Genomic DNA, 24,008 nt, shown 5'->3' on the forward strand with positions numbered 1-24,008 from the left:
GAAGCAGCCCGAAAGGCTGTTCGGGCTGCTCTAATATTTAAATTAGTATCCAGGATTTTGTTGGAGGTTGGAATTCGCATTGATAGCAGCCTGTGGTATCGGAAATAAATTCCAATGGTCGTCGGTTGCTGCATCTTTAAATTCCCAGGCATCATTAAATTTACCGAAGCGAATCAGGTCGTTTCTGCGTTTCATTTCAAACACTAACTCCCGACCTCGTTCTTCGAAAATATCATTCAAAGTAACAGCGGAAAGTGTCGATGCATGACTTCGTTCACGAACTTGGTTAACCAGCGGCAAAGCACCGGAGAAATCACTTTTACGTGCCAACGCTTCGGCTTTCATCAAGATCACGTCTGCCAAACGGAACCAGGCAATGTCGTTACCGGCATTACCACCATTGGTGTTTGGATCGAGTCCCCATTTAATCCACTTGATACCGGCATTCATGGGTTGGTTACGAATACCTGTCGCGTTGATAATCACGTAAGGAACAGGCCCTTTGGTTGATGTACCTTCTTCGTAAAGGAATGAGTTTCCATCAGGGACAATTTCTTCAACCATCACGGTTTCTCCATTGCGAGGATCTTTCAGCTCTCCCGGCATCAGGAAAATTCCCAAACGATCGTCTCCCTCTTCGTACAATGCCGGAACAGAAGGTCGTGTACCGAAACCATCCTGAGGCGTATAAGGCAAACCAAACAAGCCTCCCCCGATGCCCGGAAGAACTTTCTGCACAATCGGGTGACCAATACCTCCGGTAACATCCGGTGTGTACACGCCAGCCCAGATCATCTCGGCATTTTCATCATTGTTATAGACAAAATTGTCAAAATAGTCGTCGAGCAATTGGAAAGCTCCCGAGTTGATAACTAAATCTGCATTGGTGATTACATCATCCCAATGTGCTGTTCCGGTATAGATTTCCGCATTCAAATAAACCATTGCTCTCAGACTGTAAACAGCTTCCTGTGTCAGACGACCGTAATACTCGCTGCCCACATCATTCTGAGAAGGAAGGTCGGCGACTGCATCATCCAATTCACTGATTACAAAATCGAAGACTTCAGTCCGGGTATTTTGCGTTGGCAAGTCATTCGGATCAACTTTAGGTTCCGTAAATATGGGTACGTTGCCATAAAGATCCATCAAATAGAAATAGGCATAAGCACGTAAAACCCTTAACTCGGCCTTTGCACCAACAACGTTTTCCAAACCTGAGGCATCCAGTGAAGAAATCAACGCATTCGCCTGACCGACCGTGCGAAACAATGTATTCCAGAATGTATTGATATAGCCATGACTGGCATCCCATTTATGCTCCGACAGCTGTTCCAGATCGCTGTTAGCCCACCATCCCTGGATCTTTCCGTGACAAGCTACCTGGTCGGCACAAAGTTCGAGGGCACGGTATTCCTGCCCAAAGGTTGGTATAGCCGCGAAATTTCGGTATGCTCCGGACAGGGAAGAAAGCACCTGTGCATCGTTGGAATAGAAATTATCCGGCGTGTAAATTGAATAGACGTCCTCTTCCAGTAAGTCGTCACATGCAGAGAAGACCAAAAGTGAGAAAGAGAGTCCAACAATTAATTTCTTATTTATAGATTTTAAAAATTTCATGATCTAAAGTTTTAATAGTTAGTCTTCCTTCAAATTAAAATGACAAGCTAGCACCAATCATAAACACACGCGGTCTTGGGTAAGACAAGTAATCAATACCCAGAGGAGCAGTACCACCACGGTTGGTGTTTGTTCTCACCTCCGGATCGTAACCGGAGTAATCAGTAATCACAAACAGGTTCTGGCCTGTAACGTAAATACGTGCTTTTGATAGGAATTCCACGCGGTCAGTATCGAAAGTATAACCTACACTCATGTTGTCAAGTCGAAGGAAGCCGGCATTTTGAATCCAGCGAGAAGAGAACTGCGAAATTTGGTCCCGGCTCATCCCCAAGTCCAGTGCTGATCTCAAGACGTTAACACCTGGCGTAGCATTCACATAACTAAATTCAGCCTCGGTGTTGTTATAAACATCGTTACCCACAACACCCCGGAAAGAGATCGATAAATCAAATTTCTTCCAAAAGAACGAGCTACTAAAACCATAGGTGAAATCCGGGTTTGCAGAACCAATTGCAACCAAATCAGCTGTTCCGTCTCCGTCTTCATCCAAATAAGTTTCCATGCCATCTTCATCGAGGCCAGTGTACTTGCGCCCCCAGAAAGTTCCCAATTCATAGCCTGGCTTGATAATTTGCGTGCTGGTTCCGTTACTTACGACACCCGAAGTAGCGGCAGTATAAATGTATTCGCGCGAGAAATCTTCGTTCGACAAAGTAATTACCTCATTCTTATTGGTTGAAAAATTCAAACTTGCATTCCACTGGAAATCGGATTTACGAATTATTTTACCCTCCAGCGTAAGCTCAAAACCGTTGTTGTCAACTTCTCCAACATTTGCCCATTGCGTAGAAACTACAGATGGTGAAGCGGTCGAGAATTCCAGCAACAAATCAGTTGTGTGCTTTTTATAATAGTCAAGCGAACCGGTGACGCGTTGATCCCATAATCCAAAATCGATTCCGACGTTTGACTGAGCTGTTGTTTCCCATTTCAAGTCCGGATTTGGATAGTTACTTGGGAGCACACTTGGGATAGCCGTACCTCCCAAAACATACACGTTTGAGCCCGAAATTGACAACTGTTCACGGAACAAATCGTTCGGTATTTCCTGGTTACCCGTCACACCGTATCCTAAACGAACTTTCATGTTGCTAATCAGTTCACTATTGAAAAACGGCTCATCCGATAATTTCCAGGCAAATGCTCCTGAAGGGAATAAACCGTATTTGTTGTTGCCACCAAAACGGCTCGAACCATCGCGTCTCAACGTTGCGGTAATCAAATAACGATCAGAGAGTTTCAGATTTACACGAGCATATTGCGAAGCTAACCGGTTAGCAGATTTATAAGATGTATTGGACACCAAACTTCCCGACTGCATCAGGTTCCACTGTACGGAAGTTGAAACAAACTGGTTGGCCGATGTAAAGGTATTTTCGGTTACAAAACGCTGGTAAGAAGAACCGACCAAAGCGGTAATACTGCTATTGTCTCCGAAGTCTTTGGTATAAGTCAGGTTACCTTCAATCAACGAACTGGTGTTATGCACCTTGCTGATTGAAGCGCGGCCTCCTTCTGATTCACCGATTGGGTGGTCAGCCGGAACAGCAGAATAGCGATTAACGGCCTCGTCGTTGTGACCAAAATTCACCGAGGCTTTCAAACCTTTATAAATTTCGTAGGAAAGATTCACGTTTCCCAAGAACATGTTTGTTTTGCGTTCATCGGTAATTTCAGTCGCCCACGACAACGGGTTGACACGCAATTCACCAATCTGGTAGTAGCTGCCATCTTCATTGTAAACAGGCAGAGTCGGCGCCCAACGGATGGCATCTTTCAAAATGTTACCACCTTCGTTACCAATATTGGATGAAATCGGTACGATGTCGTCCATAATTTTCCCATAGGTCATATTGAGGGCAATATTCAACTTGCCATCAATGGCAGTATGATTCGCATTTAAACGAGCGGTGTATTTCTGAATCTTAGAAGCTTCGATAATTCCTTCCTGCGAGTTGTAACCAAAAGACGCGCGGTAATTACTGTTCTTTGAACCTCCCCCAAATGACAAATTGTGGTTCTGGCTCAATGCACTGCGGAAAATAACATCCTGCCAATTGGTATTCGCGCCCAAATCCGGATAAGACAAGCCATTGGACTCAGCATAGTTTCGGTACTCATCGGCCGTTAAAACATCCAATTCCTTCCGAACAGTAGAAATCCCAACATAGGTATCGTAAGAAACCGACTCGCCGAATGATTTACTTTTGGTTGTAATGATGATGACACCGTTTGCACCGCGAGAACCGTAGATCGCCGTTGCAGATGCATCCTTCAAAATTTCAATCGACTCAATATCCGATGGGTTAATGGCATTCAGCGGGTTTGTTCCTTCAGAAGAAAATGGAGATGTGCTACTTTCTCCCGAAACATTAACATACTCATTCGCAGACGTAAATTGCAAAGGAACACCATCAACAACATACAAGGGGTCGTTACCGGCCGATACCGAACTGGAACCGCGGATCCGAACTGTTGACGCAGCACCGGGCTGCCCACTATTTTGAATAATATTTACCCCGGCAACTTTACCCTGCATCAGTTGTTCTGGTGCCATCGTAATACCAAGGTTGAAATCGTCGGCTCCGATGGATGAAATAGAACCGGTTACATCGGCCCGGCGAACAGTACCGTAACCAATCGCCACAACCTCCTCCAAACCGATTGTTTCTTCTTCCAAAACAATATCAACAGATGTTCGGCCATTCAGCTCGACTTCCTGCAATTTCATCCCAACAAACTGGAAGATTAAAGTTGATTCAGATGGAACTTCAGTCAGGGAATAGTATCCGTTAGCATCAGTAATCGTCCCGTTCGACGTTCCTTTGATAACAACAGTTACCCCCGGCAGAGGCTCGCCACTATCGCTTTTTACAGTCCCACTTACGGTTAACGACTGCTGAACAGTCCGATCACTTCCTCCCTCATGCTCGTTGAACAACGCAACCTGGCGACCCGAAATCTTGTAACTGATATCAGTGCCACTTAAAATTTGAGTAAGAATAGTTTCAATATCCTCATTTTGGCTGTTTACTGTTACTTTTTGATTCGTATTAACAGTACCTGAATAGAAAAATCGGTACTGACTTTGATCTTCGATTTTTCTCAACACCAAATCAATCGATTCATTTTGTGCTAAAACAGAAAGTTTAGCGGTTTGAGAATAGGTCTCTGAAGCAACTGCTGTGAAAACAGACAGGAATAACAACAAGACACTTAACTTCATAGCAATTAGGAATTTAATGAAGAAAAACCCCAAAGGAGTAACCTTCAATTCATTTTTTTTCATAAGTTTGAATTGTTAGAATTAATAATTCGCAGAAATTATTGATTAAAGGTGGGGAAGTTGGGAGCTTTCCCACTTTACATTTTCTCAATCGTTTAGGTTCTATGCATAGGCAATTTCGTTTTTCGAATTAGTGTTTTCGTATGATTAGCTTTCTGGTTTCTTTATCATAGGAGTACTCAATAGGCATCGTCAATCGCATCAAATCAAGCACTTCCTGAATCGATTCATATTCAATATTGGCGGTTACCTCATTTGCAAGCAGCGAGCTGTCGACCACGTCGATATCCACATTATACCAACGCTCTAATTTTTCCACAACTTGTTTAAGTGGTTCGTTTCTGAAAACCATTCGATGGTCGCGCCAGCAGGAAAACAAATCGGTTTCCACTTTCGTAACCGAGACTTGTTTATTCAGGGTATCCAGCACAGCCTGAAAGCCGGGCTTCAACATCTGCTTCGCCATTCCTTCTGTACTAATGGCCACCGAGCCACGATCCAAGGTAACAGCAGGCTGTTCATTTTCATAAGCCATTACATTGAAAGCCGTTCCCAAAACCTGAACATGCAGCTGGTTTGCCTGAATGACAAAAGGCGTTGAGCTCTTCACTACGTCAAAATAAGCCTCCCCCACAAGTTCAACTTTGCGTTCTTTGCCGGAAAACTTACTCGGGAAATTCAAGCTGGAACCGGCGTTCAGCCATACTTTTGTTCCGTCGGGTAGTTGAAAGGAAGTCTGCGAAGCCAGCGGTGTTGAGATAAACTGTTCAACAGCTCTGCTTTGATTGAAAAACAGATAGGCAGAAGCGATCAAAACGGGTATTAACAGGATTGCCGCAACGCGAGTGACAATATTCAGCATGCGCAACCGTCCGGACCGCCCCTTTTCCAACCGATTAATTTTATAATGAATTTCGTGAAGTGTTGGTTCCAGGTTCGGAGCCGCCTGTTCATTGATCGTCGTTTCCCAATGCTCCTTCATCTCAGCAGTTAGCAACTCCTCATTGTCCGAATCTTTCATCAGCTTTAGGAATGAAACGAAATCTTCTTTCGTTGCTTTATTTTGAAGGAAATTTTTGAAGTAGTTTTTCATTGGTAATTCTTGGTCATCTGATTCGGTAAACGCACAACCATCAAACTACCCCTGCTCCGACCAATATTTTTTTGAAATAAAAACTAGGAAATGCCTATAACTATTTCTTAATTTTACGATCGTACTACTGCAAGCCCGACTACATGACAGACGCCAAACTAATCCAAAACCTCAAAAACGGGGACAAGAACACCCTTAATGAACTGTACCAAAAGTACAGCAGGCGGCTTTATGTATTTATTTACGGGTACCTGAAAACGGAAGCCGACACGCTGGATTTGATACAGGAAGTTTTCATCAAGATCTGGATAAACCGACAGTCGATCAAACCGGATTCACAACTGGACTCCTACATTTTTACCATTGCCAAGAATACAATCATCTCCGCTTTCCGAAAGAAAATCTCGGAGCAGGATTACTACGACTACCTGAAGAATACGGTTGTCACCAATTCCATCGCAACCGAGTCGCAGGTTAATTATGACCTGTTATCCGAAGCTGTTGGAAATCTGGTCAGCAAACTCCCCTCAAGCCGGCAACACATCTATCGGCTTAGTAAAGAACAGGGATATTCGAACAAACAAATTGCCAGTGAACTTCAAATTTCCATCAAAACAGTTGAAGACCACATGACCAAAGCGAGAAAGTTTATCCAGGATAATCTGCAGGAATACGGATTGTTGGCAGCGCTTTTTATTTCGCTCTTTCTCGTCTGATCAGATCTGGCTTCGTCAAACAACCCTAAAAGTCATCCTTGAAATCATTTTCAATGCGACGGTGCTTAGCGATGTACTCCGAAGGCAGTTCCTTGTAATATTCCTTGAAGTAGCGGGTGAAATAGCGCGGGCTGTTAAAACCTACCTGGTAAGCCACTTCCGAAACCGACAGCTGCGAGTTTTCCAGCAAATCGGCTGCTCGTTTCAAGCGAATAATCCGAATAAATTCGACCGGTGATTTCTTCGTCAGCGACAGCAGTTTTTTGTACAGGCTCACCCGGCTCATGCCGACTTCCTGCGCCAAATCCTCCACAGAGAAGTCCGAGTTCGAGATGTTCTTCTCAACCACTTCCAGCGCTTTCTTAATGAACTTTTCGTCCAGTGATGTCACCTCGATTTTCTCCGGATTAATGCCAATCATGGTCTGGTAAGTTTGCCGCAGCTGCTCGCGACTGTTGATCAGGTTTTCAATCCGCGACTCCAGAATCCGGAAATCGAAGGGTTTAGAGATGTAATCATCAGCTCCCGATTCGAGCCCTTCCAATTTGTCTTCGGCTTCAACTTTAGCGGTTAGTAGAATCACCGGCAAGTGCGAGGTTCTCCCGTCGCCCTTAATCTTCTTGCACAGCTCAGTCCCTGTCAAAACCGGCATCATCACATCGCTGACAACGATGTCGGGCAGGTGCTTCAGACACATTTCCCAACCGGCTTGTCCGTTCGGAGCTTCAAAAATATTGTAGTTTTCGCGCAGGTTGTCTTTCAGGTAGAACCGGAAATCATCGTTATCCTCAACCAGTAAAATCGTCCGTTTCGACGAATCAAACGCAGGATCTTTCACTTCCGGTTGGGCCGACTCCGCAAAGAACTTCATGCCTTCGCGTTCATCCTGCTCCTTGTTTATGATTTCAGCTTCCTCTGCGGTGAACAGCTGCACCGGCATACGCACCGTGAATGTACTTCCTTTGCCAACAACACTGTTAACCTTTATCGTTCCATCCAGAATACTGACGTATTCGTTCACCATTGACAAACCAATACCACTTCCCTGGTTAACGATCGAGTTGGGCACATCGTCCTGGTAAAAGCGGTCGAAAATCTTCGTTTGTTTATCTTCCGGAATACCGATCCCACTGTCCTGAACTTCCAACTGAAACCAAACATGTGGCTTGGCATTCATCAGAAACGACTCACCCTCCATCGTCGCCGAAACAACAATACTGCCTCGCTCGGGCGTAAATTTAAACGCGTTGGAAAGCAGGTTCGAGATGATTTTATAGGTTTTATCCTGATCGAAGTAGGTGTAAAAAGAAGGACGATTCACGCTCACATTAAAGTCCACCTGCTTGTTGTCGGCCATATCGTGAAACGAAATCCCGAGATCGGAAATGAAAGCCGCCAGATCACCCCACGAGCGTTTCGCCTCGATCTTTTGAAACTCCATTTTCCGGAAATCGAGCAGCTGGTTTACCATCGCAAGGAGTCGCCGGGACTGGCGATGGATAAAGATCAGCTGATTGCGGTTTTTCGCATCATCCGTGCGGTTAATCAACTTCTCCAACGGAGACATGATCAGCGTGAGCGGCGTGCGGAACTCGTGGCTGATATTCGTGAAGAACTTTGTCTTCAGGGTATCCAGCTGCTGAATGCGTTGCGCCTCCAGGTGCTCCTGCTCTGCCTCAAATTTCAGGCGCTGCCGCTCCAACATGAAACGACGCGTGAAGTACAAAATGACAATCGCCAGGATCAGGTAAAAAATCATTGCCCAGGTACTTTTCCAAAACGGTGGAAGAACGGTGATTTTCAGCGGTGGCTCCAGACTGCTCCAATGCGTTCCGTCGGTGCTCACCTGCACCTGAAAATAATAGTCGTCAGCATTCAGGTTTGTAAAAGTTGCTTCCATGTTTTTGGGATCAGCATTTAACCATTCCTGGTTAAAGCCTTCCAATCGGTACCGGAACATGTTCTTCTCTGGGTGAAAATAATTCAGCGCCGCGAACCGAACCGAGAAAACATTCTCGTTGTATTGCAAGGTAATCGCCTTTTGCCGGTAAAGGGTCTGATCCAAAATGACCCGATTGCGAAGAGGCACCCCAACCTTTACTTCCTGGTTGAAGACCCTCAGCCCGGTCAGAATTAGTTTATTGTCGGGCTCTAACTTTTGAATCTCTTCGGGAACAAACAAGTTAAACCCGTTCCCGCCGCCAAAAATCAATTCCCCCCGCTTGGTCCGGTAGGCCGCCTTCTCGTTAAATTCTTTTCCCTGCAATCCGTCCATCACATCGTAATTGACAACCTGAATCTTCAAGTCGCCAACCTGATGACTCTCTCCTTCCTGAACAACCGTAATCTTGGAAAGACCGTGTGTTGTCGAAACCCAAAGGTTTCCGTCCTGATCTTCCTGCAATGTTTTGATATTGCTGTCTTCCAAGCCATCTTTTTCAGTAAACACCAGGAATTGCTCCGAACGTTTATCAAAAACATTCAAGCCTTCCATAGTCGCAATCCAAAGGTAACCACGCGAGTCTTCGTGCAAATCGATGGCGTTTTTATCGCTCAAATGGCCAGGAACTCCGGGTTCTGCTGCAAAATGGTAAAACCGGCGGGTATCCAGGTTGAACCGGTCGATTCCATCAGACGTTCCAATCCACAGGTTGTTTTCCGAATCTTCAATGACGGACGTAATGAAATCGGCCCCAACAGAATTGACATCCCCATAACGGTAGTGGTAAAATGCATCTTTCTCCCGGTCGTACAGGTTGAGTCCGCCGGCGAGCGTACCAATCCACAGGTTACGCCGCGAATCCTCGAAGATTTCCCAAACCCGGTTATCCGAGATTGTGGTCGGATCGGAGGGATTATGTTTGTGATGATGGAAGACGTTGCCGTCAAAACGATCCAGTCCTCCGAAATAGGAACCAACCCAAAGCTGGTTATTCCGGTCGAACAGCAAAGTCACAATCACATTGCTGCTCAAACTTTGCGGATCAGAAGGATCGTTCTTATAAGTTTTAAAGCTCTTTGCTTTGCGGTCAAAATAAATCAGGCCGCCACCGTTGGTCCCAATCCAAAGATTGCCTTTGTTGTCTTCGGCAAAACAGTTCACATCGTCGTAGGGCAAGCTATTGGGTACCGACGGAAGGTAACTGTAGTGCTCAAATTGAACCAGGTTCGGGTGATAGTAGCTGATTCCCTTTTTGAAAGTTCCGGCCCAAACAATCCCTTCGTCATCACAATAAATGGTGTTTACACTATTCTGACAAAGGCTGAAACGATCGTCGCGATTATTAACCAGCGAAAAAGTCTTGCCGCTTTTCTTATCGAGCACATTAATTCCACCATGGTCGGAAGCAATCCAAATCAGCCCATTCTTTTCCTCCACAATCGACGACACCATGTTGGCATTTAATTGCAAAGGTGACAAGCCATCGGTGTAGTGCACAACACTACCATCTTTCGCTTTTATCTGGAAAGCACCGTAGGGTTGCCCCGGAGCCCAGATCCAAACATCGTCGTCGCTGTCAACAAAAATATTGCAGGATGTATTTTCGCCCGGAGGCTCCTCAAAAAGTGAAAACTTCTCGAGCACCTGTTTCCGCTCAGGATCTATTTTAAAAATCTCGAAATACCTGGAAACAAGCCAGCCTTGATTTTTCGAGTCGAATGCGATGGCCTCGAAGGAGTCATTTTTTGTTAAATCAAAGTTATCGGTTCCTACCGGAATCGAGTCGGCACGTTCCGCCTGGTGATCGTAATAATAAAGGCCTTTGCTTGCATTTACAAACCAGGTTCGCTTCTCCCGATCTTTTGTGATCGTTCGCAAATTCGCCAGAGCAATTTTACTTCCCTTGTAGTATGCTGGAAGTGACGAAAAAGAATCCTTTCCCGGGTCGAAAATCACATAATCATTGATTGATTTCAACCAAATGCACTGGTCGAAGTCTTCAAACAGAAAGTCTACCGAATTATAGGGGATTGTTGTTTCGTCAAACGAATCGTGCGTGTAAATCTTGAAGTTCGTTCCGTCAAAACGGTTCAGGCCTCTCCCTGTTCCAAACCACATAAAGCCTTGACTATCCTTCAAAATCGCTTTTACCTGGTTATTCGACAATCCGTCGTTGATCGACAATTGCATGAACTTGTACCTGTCCTGCTGTGTGTTGTCGGCGCCGAACAATTGATGCGCAGCTAAAACAAGCAGTACTATAAGTTTTATCGGATTGTTCATCGGGTTCATTTGGCCTATCTAAAGACAAAAATTACAAGAATTTTCGAATATCCAAGTTTCAATTCTGATAAAAAGCCGTCAGCGAATCAAATTATGTTACAAAACTTGATTTTCAGGAAATTCAGCAAATCACAAATAAGGGCAAATACAGACAAAGAAGCAGAGACTATTGCTACTGAATAGTCTCTGCTTCCTGAAAAAACATCCATCCTTTTTCGCTTCAACCAAATATCATTCTTCCAATTAGACTCAGATGGACTTTTAGAACCACATACTACAGGGAAACTTCCACTTTCTCGCCGTTATAATCAATCTCCTTGCCCGATACGTCCGAATCAAGGAAAGGCACGGCATTGTCGCGGGACACCACGATTACCCGGAATTTTCGATTGGCAACCATTCCCGGGAATTCACCCTCTCGCGCTTGTATTGTTAACTTCTTATCAGCTTCGTTATAGTTGAATTGAATGGTACTGAATGCACCGTTTTCATAATTGTAATTGGTGTTTTCGTCTTCGTACAATTCAAAACTAGCGTCTTTTCCGGCGTAAACGTACAGATCTAGTGGTGCATCCGGTTTCTCGGCTGCATACTCAATCTCCGGACCAACCGGGATAATTGAACCTTCGCGAACGAATAAAGGCATACGTTCGTAAGGTGCATCAACACTTTGCTTTTGGCCACCAGCCATGTATTTTCCGGTGTACAAATTATACCATCCGCCACTGTTCGGGAAATACACATCGCGCTGGCGATCTTTGAAATGATACACCGGGCAAACCATCAATGAAGGCCCAAACATAAACTGGTCGTCGATATTCAGCACGCGTTTGTCGCTTGCAAAATCCATCGCCAAACCACGCATCATGGTGTAATCGTGGTGGTAAACCGCACCGGTCAAGCTGTAGATGTACGGCATCAGGTGATAGCGCAATTTATTGTAGTACAACATCGACTGGTAAGCCGGGTGGCTTTCGGGAGCCAGGTTGTAAATCTCGCGGTAAGGGTACTGACCATGCACACGGAACAAAGGAACGAAAGCACCAAACTGGTACCAGCGGGTATTCAACTCGCGCCACTCCGCCATTTCTTCCGAACCTTCCTTCGCGTTTTCAAATTTCTTTTGAACGCTGAAACCACCAATATCCATGGTCCAATAAGGAAGGCCAGACATGGAGAAGTTGATTCCGGCAGGGATTTGAGCTTCCAAATCTTCCCAGCAAGTACCAATGTCACCACTCCAGGTTGTGGTTCCGTAACGCTGCATTCCGGCAAATCCGGAGCGGGTCAGAATAAATACACGGTCAACCGGATTCTTGGCGCGCTGTCCCTCGTAAATACCTTTTGCATTCATCAAGGCAAAAGCGTTGAAGTATTGAGTTGATGATCCCAATGCAGTTGGGTTCATCAGCTTTTTGCGGTATTCAACACTCGCATTCGACAGGATATCCGGTTCTGTAGCATCCAACCACCAGGCATCAATTCCTTTCGAATACAACTTTTCGTCGATTTGCTTCCAGAACAACTTGCGGGCTCCCGGCGAGTAGGCATCATAGAACGATCCCAGATGTCCCGGATAAATCCAGTCCAAAATGCTATCCTTAATGGCTTGTTGGTACATCCAGCCATTTTTGTCAAACTCTTTGTAGTGCTCTGTATTGGGGTAAAACTTCGGCCACACCGAAATCAGGATGTGCGCATTGTTATCGTGTACCGTTTTGATCATCGCTTCCGGATCGGTGAAACGTGCCGGGTCGAACTCGTGGCTTCCCCACTGATCAACTTTCCAGTACGACCAGTCCATCACAATATTATCAATCGGGATGTGACGTTTGCGGAATTCTTTCAAAGCGCCTTCCAGCTCATCCTGCGTTTTGTAACGCTCGCGACTTTGCCAGAAGCCCATCGCCCATTTCGGCATCACCTGAGCTTTACCGGTCAGCTCGCGGTAACGGCTGATCACGTCGTCCATCGAACTTCCTTTCATGAAATAGTAGTCGATCTGATTTCCCATTTCAGAGTAGAATGAAATATGTTTTTGCTGCTCCGGATCGACCGGAGAAAGCGCCTTCAACCCTATATAAGAAACACCACCATCCGGAATCCAGTCAAGCTTCACATGGAAACGCTGACCAGCCTTCATATCAACCTGAAACTTGGCAACAGATGGGTTCCACGCCGTACGCCATTTATCCACCATCAACTGTCCGTCGATGTACAATTTGGTGTAACCTGCGTAGTACAACAGAAAATTAAACACGCCATTTTCCTGCGCTTCAATATCTCCCTCCCAGGTAATTTGGGCATGATCGAAGCTGAAACCTTCCGGAAATTTATTGATGGTTTCCAGGTTTTCGTAGTCGATCGTTGGTTCCTGGCGTTCAACAAAGACGTGTCCTTTGCGCGAATCATCAATGTAGGTCGCTGTCAAGCCTCCTTCTTTCCCATCTTTGCCGTATTGGATAAACTGATCCATCTGTCCGTAAGGACGAGGATCTCCAAAGCGCGACAAAGAATAGTTGTCCCACAGGATCCCGTAATTCTGAGTTGAAAGGATAAACGGAACCGACACCTTCGTGTTGTATTGGAACAGCTCCTCGTTTTTGCCTTTATAGTTCATTTCGTCAGCCTGGTGCTGCCCCAAACCGTACAGTGCTTCATCATCCGACGAGTCGAATACTTGCTGAAGCTCGAATGCTTTCACACCATCAACCTCCATCGGTTTCATCGTCGTTCCGTTCTCGGCACCAGCCAGAATTTCATTTCCGTCCTGATCGAAGAAACGAACCACGCCGTTTTCTTTTGAAATTTCAACCGTTGTACTGGCTGTGGCGACTTTCACAACCTGATCATCTTCGCTGGTTGTGAATTCAACTTGTTTATCTTCAGGGAGAGCGATCAAGCTTGAATCAGCCGAAAACTGACCTGTTGCCGAAGCTGACACCCGAATTATCTCATCGCTAACGGGCATTACCCGAACAGCCTTCGCCCCATTCTCTGTTGTTTGTTTCGGGAATACGGTTACTCCGCTCTCATCTGCCTGGTAGCCCTTGGGGCTACACCCTGCAAAAAGAGCACACAGTAACGCTACTACTACTATTGTCTTCATTCGTTCTGTATTTAAAGGTTGATGGACTTCCTCAATGTTAGCTCGCTGAACTCCAGATTCTGCCCGTCAATTATGGTTTACTATTCAATTCCTTAGAAAGGATAAGTTCCGGCTGCCGCACCACGCGTCAAACCATCCAGTAACTGTTGGTCTCCAACTGCGTTTGTAGTCCGGTCGAAAATACCGGAAGCTCCCGCAGAGGTTGGTCCATTGTCCCAATAGAATGGCACCATACCGTGCGCTTTAGCTTGCTTAACGACGTACTCTGAAAACCAGGCGCGCGAGTCGTCGTGTTTCTGTTGCCAGCTGGCATCGTAAGCACTCAAATCACGGCGGATAGGTGCAAATTCGCCTAAAATAACAGGTACACCCTGATCGACAAACTTCGTTTTCATTTTCTTGAACTGCGCATCAACGTAATCCTCTTCTCCCCAGCTGGCATTCCGGTCGCCACCATCAGTCATGTGGTTGTCGGCTCCCCAAAAGTAGAACATCTTGCCCCAACTGGCATCTGCTTCCAAACCGCAGAAATTCCAGGGTGAATAATAATGCACTTCGGCCATCAAACGATTGGCTGTTGCATCAGTCGGCAAGCTCATCAAATCATTTGTCTTATCAATGTCAGTATTTGGGCCGGGAATGATCAGGTTACGGTAGGTATTTTTTCCTCCCGTTGCCCGAACCACATCCACAAATGTCTGCATATAAGTTTTCAAAACATCGGCTTGCTCCTGCGTATCGGCATTCGGTTCGTTGGCTCCGGCAAACAGCAAGTATTCGTCGTAATCGCGGAAGTATTTCGCAATCTGCTTCCAAATGGCTGCTTGCTTCGCATTCACTCCGTCCTTCGCTACTACGGTACAATTGTTTTCCAGCCAGCCACCATCCCAGTGGATGTTCAGAATCACGTAAACGTTGTTGCTGACACAATAATCAACCACTTCTTTCACGCGGGCCAACCAGGTGTCTTTTATCTTGTATGTTGTTTGATCTTCCAAATATTGGTTCCAGGCACAAGGAACTCGAACCGCATTAAAGCCGGCAGTTTTCACTGCCTGAATCAGTTCGCTCGTAGCCTTTGGATTTCCCCAGGCAGTTTCGCTTCCAATGGATTCCAGGGTATTTCCAAGGTTCCAGCCCAGGTAAAGTTTTGCAGCCAATGCTTCGGCATTGCTGTCCATCCCCGTCATGTCCGGGTCAACGGTATCGGGACTTTCCGGGTCAACCGGCTCTTCCTCGGCAGCTGCCTGTATGCACTGCAGAGTCACTGTTTCGGCACCGTCAGCAGTTAATGTCATCGAGAGATTTCTCTCTTCAGTGGTCGAATTTGCTTCGGCTGTCAACGTAACGGTAGCATTTCCTTTGGTCGACTGGATCGAAGGTTTGCACCAATCTGTTGAATTGAAGTTAATGCGCCAGGTTGTGTTGCTACTAATATCAAAACTGGCAGTTCCTCCGTCAGCCGTAAAGCTGAACGTTGTCGGAGTTGCCATTAGCGTGGCCTCCGGTTCTTCGATGATTGTTCCGTTGTTGGAACTACTGCAACCTGCGATCGATAAAACGACAAGTAGCAGGTAGATCCATCTGTTAATATCTTTCGTCATTTGCTTGTTGATTCAATGGTTTTATTGGTTCAGGCGGGAATAAAGCTTCCTCTCTTTCGGTTTTATGATCCCCGGATACCGATACGATATCCGGGGAATAATTCTTACTTATCTATCTATTCTGCTGGAACAAAAATATAGGTCATGTCAAATTCACCTTCGCCGGAAAGATCCGGATCCCGGGTTTCCTGCAACAACAATGCGTTGCTTTCAATCCGGTAGATCTTCAAAGCACCCCAGTCAGCAACGGCATAGTCGCAAGTCCATGGGTGTAGCATGCCAACCGACATGGTAATTGTGTTTGCATCCAGGTCGATAGCCCATGTACCGTTTAGTGTCACTACTTCATCGCTTTGCAATGTAAAGGCACCGTCGTCGGGATTTGGAATACCGTTAATGACAGAACCATCTGCATCTAAAGTATAAATCCGTTTGCGTTGTTGCACGGTAACTGTTCCGTCCATTTCAAATTTCACAGTTCCATAGTCAACTCCTTCTTCACCGGCTGCATACTGTTGCCCTGGCAGCGGGTTCCAGGCCCAGGTTGCATAATCAGAGAAGATAACCGGTCCCTGCTCAGCGCCCCAGCTGGTTGTTTTATCGTAAGTGCGATCTGAATCCAACTTCCATGTTTTTGCGGTGATGATCTTTTTAGTCGCAGTTACAACATCGTCTGCACCACTTCCGGCAACCGGACTCAAGTGCAAGGATAGATATTCTGCTTTATCCGTCGAACGTTGGCCCAGCCAAATTCCTTCGATATTACCTATCGCATCCTTTTCAGAGATAATAATCCTCAATGTATTCTCTGCAGTTGTACCAAATGTCAACCAACCACCAACGTTGCTAAAGAATGTTACAGGTTGACCGAAATCAATATTATTACTCTCGTCAACAGTGTAACTTCCCTCATAGGATCCATCAAGTGTTTGGATCGAATAAGTGCCACCATCGTCACCCTCTTTTGTCAAAGTCATCGAAACGGCGCCAAATGCAGCCTCGTCGTATGGAGGTGTCCATGTCGAAAATGCGAATCCACCATCACTGGCAGTCGACGCGACTTCATTTAAAGCTGAGCCATCCAGACCATGCCAATTATATGGAATATCCATATCAATTTTCCATGTCTTTGTAGTGCTCACAGCTGTTGTTAAATCTTCATTTGCATCGCCGTCATAAGGTGGTTCCGGGTCCGGTTGATCTGGAGCGACCCAACTATCCGAGTAATCTTTAGCAATAAAGTTGTACACTAACAAACAAGCTCCTTCACCAGACAAAGCCGCGTCGCGCAAAGCTGCCAATTGCATTGTATTTTCTGTCAACGACAAAACTTTCAAATCACCCCAGTCAATAACGACTCCGTCACGTCCGGCATCGTGCAAAATGTAGGCATCAGTCGTGCGCATGGTGTGGTTGGAAGCGTCAAGCATAAAACTACCGCTTTCCTGGCGACCCAAAATTTTGTGGTCAACAGTCATGTGCGCGCCACCAATCAAGTCAAAAGTCATCGTTCCATAGTCCAATTGTGTTTCGGAGCCGAACAACCAGCTACCGTTTCCGGCCCAGTCTGCTTTCCAGTTCCAGCTGTCGCCTTCAACAGTTTGTCCCTCGGTAACAGTTGCCCAACTGTCGTCGGTGCCGTAGAAATATAGCGGTCCTACGAAATATTTAGCATAGCTAGGCGCTTCGTCTTTCGGGAACAGGTCAAGAACCCAGGTCTTGCTTTCGCCAACACCACCGGTCAACATCGTCCATAGCGGGTCAGTCACATAGTCGAAATTATCCGTTGTAATATTCAACTGGTAAGTATCAGCTTGTACCAAACCACCGGCACTTTCAACACCGTAAACAAATTGGTACTCTCCGGCAAAAGGGAATCGCAAAGTGTCCTTCACCCGGGTTGAACGGCCCATTGGTGTAACCCACAACGGTGTAACACCCGGCGTTAAGCTTTCGAGAATAACCATGTTGGGGTCGGTGGCATCCTGCGTGATGCTGTATTGCAAATCGCTTTTCGACAACACACCGCCCAAGTTAAATTCATCGGGCTGACAGGCGAACATGGCCAGGATCAATCCCAACAAAAGGCTGTATAATTTAAAATTTCTTGTCTTCATAAGATTTTAGTTTAGATTAGTTCCAACCATCATTTTGAGTTAAAACACCGGCAGATAAACTAATCTGCGTTTGAGGAATCAACATTAAACCGCGTTTGGAAGTAATGTCTGAAGCACTGATGACTTTCTGGAAGTCAACTCCACCGTCCTGAACAGTGGTTGAAACAGCAATTGTACTGGCGGCAACAGAACCTCCCTGGCGCATCAGGTCCCAGTAGCGCAATCCTTCGAATGCAAACTCGAACCGACGTTCAGTCATGATGTTTTCTTTGCTCACCGCTTTTGAAGTCAAACCGGCACGTTCGCGAACCTGATCGAAATAGCTCTGCGCATTGGAACTTCCCAATTCAGCAGCCATCAACAACACATCAGCATAACGCATGACCACGTAATCCTGGAACTGACCAATCTGGAAGTTCACAGCACCATTGGCTTCTGCCACATCTTTCACCACGTACTCGCCGGTTTCCGTATCCAAAACGTAAGTCGACATCGGTGTGTATTTCTTGTTGGTGTAACCGGTGTATTCGCGTTGGTCCGAGTTGTCGAAATCCAAACCTTCTTCAGAAAAAGCAATTACCGAAGCTACTTTCCGTGTGTCGTCGGTTTCGTAAGCCTGGTACAATGAAGGTAAAACCGTGCAGGCTCCCCACCCTTTTCCGTAAGGAGTGAAATGCTGACCACGGGCACCCAACATCACCAACCAATGGTTGCCATCGGTATCGCCATCGTAGTTTGAAGTAATGTTGTACTTCACCGCGAACAGGGTTTCCATATTGTCTTTACCGGCATAAGTTGTTTCAATTCCGGTCATATCATCGTTCACTGTTGCCGCAGCAGCAGGCCACAGGTTTTTATACTCGGGTACCAAACCGTAACCGGTTGTTCCAACTGAAGAAACAATGTCTTCCAGCCCCTGCAAAGCTTCCGACTTCGATACCAATCCAACCAAATCAGATTTTGCATAGTAACCGGTATAGTACAAATAAACTCGTCCCAACAATGCTTTTGCAGCCCATTTATTCACGCGGCCCGGCTCAACCGATTCAGCTCCGTTTTCGGCAGCAAACATCAGGTCTTTCGTGATAACCGTGTAGGTTGAATCGGCAGGCGATTGCGGAATATTTTCGTCTGAAGGCTCAGTCAGCAAAGGAACACGTTCCCACAAACGAACCATGTCGAAGTATGCGAAAGCACGCAGGAAACGAGCCTGAGCTTCAATCTCATTGCGATAGTCTGTATCGTCTTCCCAATCAATTTGATCCATTTTCTGCAGCAATACGTTGCAACGGTAAATTGACTTGTAATAGGCAATCCAGTTATTATTCAAGGCATCAACATCACCCGGAGAAACCTGCAAATCGAACTGGTCCAGCATCCGGTAATTCAAACCGTCAGTATTCCCGGTACCGCCAAAGCAGTTGTCTGATACGACTTCCGACAACACGGGGAAGGCAATGCCGTTGTTGTAGATTGCCTGAACACCGTCGTAGCAACCTACGATCGCCAGCTCAGCATCTTTTTTGGTTTTATAGAAGTTCCCGTCGGTCAACGAAGTTGTTGGCTCACTATCCAGGAAACTTTCCGAACAGGCGCTGAATAGCAGAGTGGTCAGCGCCAGCATATATATTAATCGTTTTTTCATTGTTCCTTCAGTTTTTAAAATTTGATATTTACACCAACCATCATTGTTCGCGGACGTGGGTAGTAACCCAAGTCAACACCAGATGAACCGTTTTCAACACCGTAGCCAATTTCAGGGTCCATACCGTTATACTTGGTAAAGGTGATAGCGTTCTGAACAGAAGCATACACGCGCAGTTGGCTGATGAAATCTTTTTTCACCAACTTCTTGGCAAAGTCGTAGCCTAGCGTAATGTTGCTGATGCGAAGGAAATCGCCGTCTTTCACAAAAACGTCAGAGAACAGGTAGTTCACGTTCGTTTCTGTTACGCGAGGAATTGTGGTTGAAGTTCCTTCGCCATGCCAGCGACTCAAAATCTCAGTAGTGTAGTTCGCATAAGCATTGGCATGGTTGCGGTACGATTGTACAATCTGGTTGCCGGCAACGCCGTTGGCATCCACCGTAAAGTCAAATCCTTCGTAATCGAAACCTACCGAGAAACCAAATACATAGTCAGGGTTCGGATCACCAATGTTTGTTTTGTCGCTCTCGTCGATAACACCGTCTTTATTTTGATCTACATAACGCAAGTCGCCTGGTTTGGCGTTTGGTTGAGTTACTTTGCCGTTGTTGGTATAGGCCTGAACTTCTTCTTCGTTTTGGAAAATGCCATCGGTTTCCCATCCCCAGAAATATCCGATTGGATACCCGGTTTCGGCACGATGGTAGAATTCAAGTGAGTTATCGTAAAGCATATTGGTTAACCCGTGTACAATACCATCTGTTGTTGGTACTTCCGACACTTCGTTTTTGTTTTTCGCGATGTTACCGGCAATGCGGTAGTTGAATTTGCCAATGTTGTTGTGGTACGAAACCGACAATTCAATACCGGTGTTATCCACGTTACCACCGTTAATGTATGGAGCATCAGCACCGGCAGTTGCCAGGATCGGAGCTTCAATCAACCAGTCTTTTGTTGATTTTTTGTACCAGTCCAAAGTCAGGTTCATGTGACCGTCTAACAGTTGCGAGTCGAAACCGATGTTGATTTGCTCTGAAGTCTCCCATTTCAATTCCGGGTTCGACAAGCGGCTTGGATAAGCACCAACAGTATTTCCGGAAGCGTCGAAATCGTCAGTACCAAAATAGTAGTTGGTGTTGGAAGTTTGGATCGGAGCCAGATACTGCCAAGCATCAATATTTTGGTTACCAACCTGTCCCCAGCTGGCACGCAATTTCAGGAAATCGAGGAAGCTTGCTGAATTTTCCATGAACGATTCGTTGGTCAAAACCCATCCGGCAGATACCGATGGGAAATAGCCCCAACGATTACCTTTTGCAAATTTCGAAGAACCGTCAGCACGGAAAGTCGCATTCAACATGTAACGTTCCTTGTAGTTATAGCTCAAACGACCGAAATACGAAAGCAACATGGCTTCATCGTTCGGAGCGCCGCCGTAGCTCAGCAGCGTGAAATCGGTGTTTGTGGTATTATCAATGTAAGCGTGATCCAGGTCTGAAGTGACCAAATCGGAGTTGCTAACGCTAACCCAAGAACCTTTGTTCTGGTAGATTGAGTTACCGGCCATCACCGTGAAAGCGTGCTCGTTCAGGTCGAAATCGTAAGTCAATACGTTGTCCCAGGTCAAAGCCAAACCTTTGCTCATGCTTTGGCTGGCACCGTCATTCAGGCGGAAGGCATAAATCGACAATTCGTAAATCGGGCGGTATGAACGTCCTTCGCTCACATAGTAGTCGAAACCGGCAGTAGTGCGGAAGCGAAGATTTTTCATCGGGTTCAGCTCGAAATAAACGTCACCAAAAATCTTTTGGTTGTTATTCTTGCTTTGGTTGTTCAGAATCATCGATCCGTATGGGTTGTTTTCTCCTTCGGCCCAAGGATCCCAAACTTGCAAATCGCCGTTTTCGTCGTAGTATTCAACGCCCGCTTTGTTATTCAGGAAGTCGCCGTTTACATCGTACATCGGTAGGAACGGGCTGGTGTTTAATGCACCACGCAAACTGTTGTTATACTGGTTGCCAACGCCGATACCATTTTTCTCGATATAACCCATTGTCAGGTGCTGTCCTACTTTCAGGAAGCCGTCGTACAATTTGTGCTCGCTGTTAACGCGCAGGTTGTAACGGTCGTAATTCGAAACTTCCGGTCCGCCCACAATACCTTCCTGTCCAGTGTATGAAAGCGACATAGAATAAACTGAGTTGTCAGAACCACCGGTCATCCCTAAAGTGTAGTTCTGTGTCACGGCGTTGTCGTAAAGCATGGCATCAACCCAATCGGTACCTTCGCCCATTGCTTCCAGTTCCGAAGGGGTAAAATAAGGTGCTTTACCCGAGTTGATCGCTGCTTCATTCATAATCACTGCATATTCTTTGCTGTTCAGCATGTCAACTTTGCGAGCAACATTTTGTAAGCCGTAATAAGCGTCGAAGCTGATTTTTGCTGTTCCTTTTTTACCCGTTTTGGTGGTAATCAAAATAACACCATTCGCAGCCTGCGAACCGTAAATCGCTGCCGAAGCAGCATCTTTCAAGACATCGATACTTTCGATGTCCGCATTATTTAAATAGGAAATGTCGCCGGTTTGCACACCGTCAACAATATAAAGAGGTCCGGAGTTACCAATTGTACCCTGACCACGAACAACAACTTTCAAGCCTTCGCCCGGCTGACCGGAAGTAGAGGAAATCTGAACCCCCGAAGTTTGTCCTTGTAATGCCTGTAAAGCGTTTGTTGTATTTCTTTTTTGAAGGTCTTCACCATCCACCTGTACCGTAGCACCGGTCACCAGCTTTTTCTTTTGAACACCGTAACCAACCACGACTACTTCGTCAAACAAAGCCACTTCTTCTTCCAGTAGAACACTGATTGTTGTTTGGCCATTCACCGGAATTTCCTGCAGGGTGAAACCAACAAATGAAACCTGAAGAACGTCGCCATCGGAGACCTGAAGAGAAAATTTACCATCCAAATCGGTGGATGTTCCGTTGGTGGTTCCTTTGACAACGACTGCTGCACCCGGAATCGGTTCACCAGTGTCCTTCTCAGAAACAACACCTGTTATTGATCTTTGGGCTTGCGCAAAGCCTGAAAAGACCAGAAGCAAAGCAAAAATCAAACAGAAGCTCCGAAAGAGCATAACTGTTGATTTCATGAAGAAACTTTTGGAAAAGCTTCCATCACTGCGTTTTTCTTTCATACGTTAAAGTTTAATAGTTAGATTTTATCAATTCACTTAGAGCAATTGTCTTCGCACTTTTGGTGTTTAAAAACCATCCCGTATCAAAAGGAGGATATTTAAACATAAAAGATCACGATAAAACTAGGTGTTTATCCTCCAATAAAAGGGGTGAAATTGTTTATAGAAAGCGGACAAATTGATAAGTCCGCACTACCAAAATGTTTCCCAGAGGGTATAAAGTTGTTAATCCAGCACACAAACAATCGCGCAATACACAACCATAAAAACCTGTATTTATGCACTTTAAATGAATTTCTCATTCACAACCTCTTCAAATACTTTCTGCCGGTGGGCACGACATGGAAAAAAAAAGATTAGCATGCTTCGGAAAGCGGAAAATATATCCGTTTTTCTATTTTTGTACCATGTATTATTCGTACGTACTATACAATCTCGAAAATCATCGCTTCCATTATGGATTTACGGTTGATTTGAAGCAAACGGAAAAAGCACACAACGAAGGTTTGATTGAAGATACCCGGGGCATTAAACCGTGGTCGATTATTTACCAGGAACCTTGCGGAAGTAAAAATGAAGCAATTCGGCGGATACGTTTCTACCGGACAATTGCCGGTCAGCGCTTTCTGAAAAGGATCTTAAACTTTTAGATTTCAACACCATTTGGTTAATAATCATTTATTGACAACCCGTTAAGCTGGCTTGGTTTTTCGTAGATTTGTTAATTGAAACTCTAAAAAGACTAGAAATGAGAAGAATTATTATTGGAGCATTTGCTTTGGGCCTATTTTTCACCGGATGTAAATCGATGCAGCGGATGAAAAGCAACGAAGCTGCTGAACCTGCCCCGCAGGAACAGACGGAAACAAAGGTGTTCTCGGTTGCTGAGCCTCAGCGTCCGGTGACTACAACACCTGCACAACCAACACAAACAGCCCCGGAATCAACTTACCAAGCCCCTATAAAGCCCGTAAGAACACAAACTGAAACATTTACTTTCGACCAAAAGGACGACGCAACCAAATACCAGGGAAGTACTTTCTTTGTGATTATTGGAAGTTTCAGTTCATTGGAAAATGCCAACAAGTATAAGCAGGAGTTGATCCCTCAAGGATTCAACCCGATTGTACTGCACAGCGAAACCGGTTATTACCGCGTATGTGTTAACTCGTATGCAGCCGAAACAGCGGCACGCCAACGTGTGAACCAAATCCGCACTGATTTCCCGAAATACGCAGATACCTGGCTATTGATTAAAAAGTAAGTTCCAAGCTCACAATATTGAAAAAGCTTATTCCTCGCGGAATAAGCTTTTTTTATGGTATCAATT

Annotated in this window: 12 protein-coding genes; 3 read left to right on the plus strand and 9 right to left on the minus strand. The window is 45.5% G+C overall.

Going from position 1 to position 24,008, the window contains the following annotated elements; genetic code table 11:
* Window positions 1-42: 42 nt before the first annotated feature.
* From BC643_RS11805 to BC643_RS11815, 3 genes are all read right to left on the minus strand, one after another.
* Window positions 43-1,620, minus strand: a complete 1,578-nt coding sequence (locus tag BC643_RS11805) for a RagB/SusD family nutrient uptake outer membrane protein (RefSeq protein WP_120273280.1) — start codon at window positions 1,618-1,620, stop codon at window positions 43-45.
* A gap of 34 nt (window positions 1,621-1,654) precedes the next feature.
* Window positions 1,655-4,909, minus strand: coding sequence for a TonB-dependent receptor (locus tag BC643_RS11810; protein WP_170154531.1), 3,255 nt, complete (start codon window positions 4,907-4,909; stop codon window positions 1,655-1,657).
* A gap of 190 nt (window positions 4,910-5,099) precedes the next feature.
* A complete protein-coding gene (locus tag BC643_RS11815; protein WP_120273281.1) occupies window positions 5,100-6,062 on the minus strand; it encodes a FecR family protein in 963 nt (320 codons plus the stop codon).
* 143 nt (window positions 6,063-6,205) lie between these two features.
* Here BC643_RS11815 and BC643_RS11820 point away from each other — a divergent pair, with 143 nt between their 5' ends.
* Window positions 6,206-6,778, plus strand: a complete 573-nt coding sequence (locus BC643_RS11820; protein WP_120273282.1) for an RNA polymerase sigma factor — start codon at window positions 6,206-6,208, stop codon at window positions 6,776-6,778.
* Window positions 6,779-6,803: 25 nt separating this feature from the next.
* Here BC643_RS11820 and BC643_RS11825 read toward each other — a convergent pair whose 3' ends face one another.
* The 6 genes from BC643_RS11825 to BC643_RS11850 form a co-directional block, all read right to left on the minus strand.
* On the minus strand, window positions 6,804-11,003 hold the full coding sequence (locus tag BC643_RS11825; protein ID WP_170154532.1) for a hybrid sensor histidine kinase/response regulator transcription factor: 4,200 nt from the start codon (window positions 11,001-11,003) through the stop codon (window positions 6,804-6,806).
* 274 nt (window positions 11,004-11,277) lie between these two features.
* Window positions 11,278-14,112, minus strand: a complete 2,835-nt coding sequence (locus BC643_RS11830; protein ID WP_120273284.1) for a TIM-barrel domain-containing protein — start codon at window positions 14,110-14,112, stop codon at window positions 11,278-11,280.
* Window positions 14,113-14,204: 92 nt separating this feature from the next.
* Entirely contained in the window at window positions 14,205-15,716 is a 1,512-nt protein-coding gene (locus BC643_RS11835; RefSeq protein WP_170154533.1) for a cellulase family glycosylhydrolase, read from the minus strand.
* A 116-nt stretch (window positions 15,717-15,832) separates the two neighbouring features.
* The gene (locus BC643_RS11840) at window positions 15,833-17,833 is read right to left on the minus strand and encodes a hypothetical protein (RefSeq protein ID WP_147377207.1); all 2,001 of its coding nucleotides are present in this window, start codon (window positions 17,831-17,833) and stop codon (window positions 15,833-15,835) included.
* A gap of 16 nt (window positions 17,834-17,849) precedes the next feature.
* A complete protein-coding gene (locus BC643_RS11845; RefSeq protein WP_120273286.1) occupies window positions 17,850-19,478 on the minus strand; it encodes a RagB/SusD family nutrient uptake outer membrane protein in 1,629 nt (542 codons plus the stop codon).
* A gap of 14 nt (window positions 19,479-19,492) precedes the next feature.
* The gene (locus BC643_RS11850; RefSeq protein ID WP_245994925.1) at window positions 19,493-22,633 is read right to left on the minus strand and encodes a SusC/RagA family TonB-linked outer membrane protein; all 3,141 of its coding nucleotides are present in this window, start codon (window positions 22,631-22,633) and stop codon (window positions 19,493-19,495) included.
* Between the two features lie 452 nt (window positions 22,634-23,085).
* Here BC643_RS11850 and BC643_RS11855 point away from each other — a divergent pair, with 452 nt between their 5' ends.
* Together BC643_RS11855 and BC643_RS11860 are read left to right on the plus strand one after the other, a co-directional pair.
* On the plus strand, window positions 23,086-23,328 hold the full coding sequence (locus BC643_RS11855) for a GIY-YIG nuclease family protein (protein WP_120273287.1): 243 nt from the start codon (window positions 23,086-23,088) through the stop codon (window positions 23,326-23,328).
* 98 nt (window positions 23,329-23,426) lie between these two features.
* Window positions 23,427-23,942, plus strand: a complete 516-nt coding sequence (locus tag BC643_RS11860) for an SPOR domain-containing protein (RefSeq protein ID WP_120273288.1) — start codon at window positions 23,427-23,429, stop codon at window positions 23,940-23,942.
* Window positions 23,943-24,008: the final 66 nt, after the last annotated feature.

Origin of the sequence: Mangrovibacterium diazotrophicum, assembly GCF_003610535.1 — a bacterium.
GTDB lineage: Bacteria > Bacteroidota > Bacteroidia > Bacteroidales > Prolixibacteraceae > Mangrovibacterium > Mangrovibacterium diazotrophicum.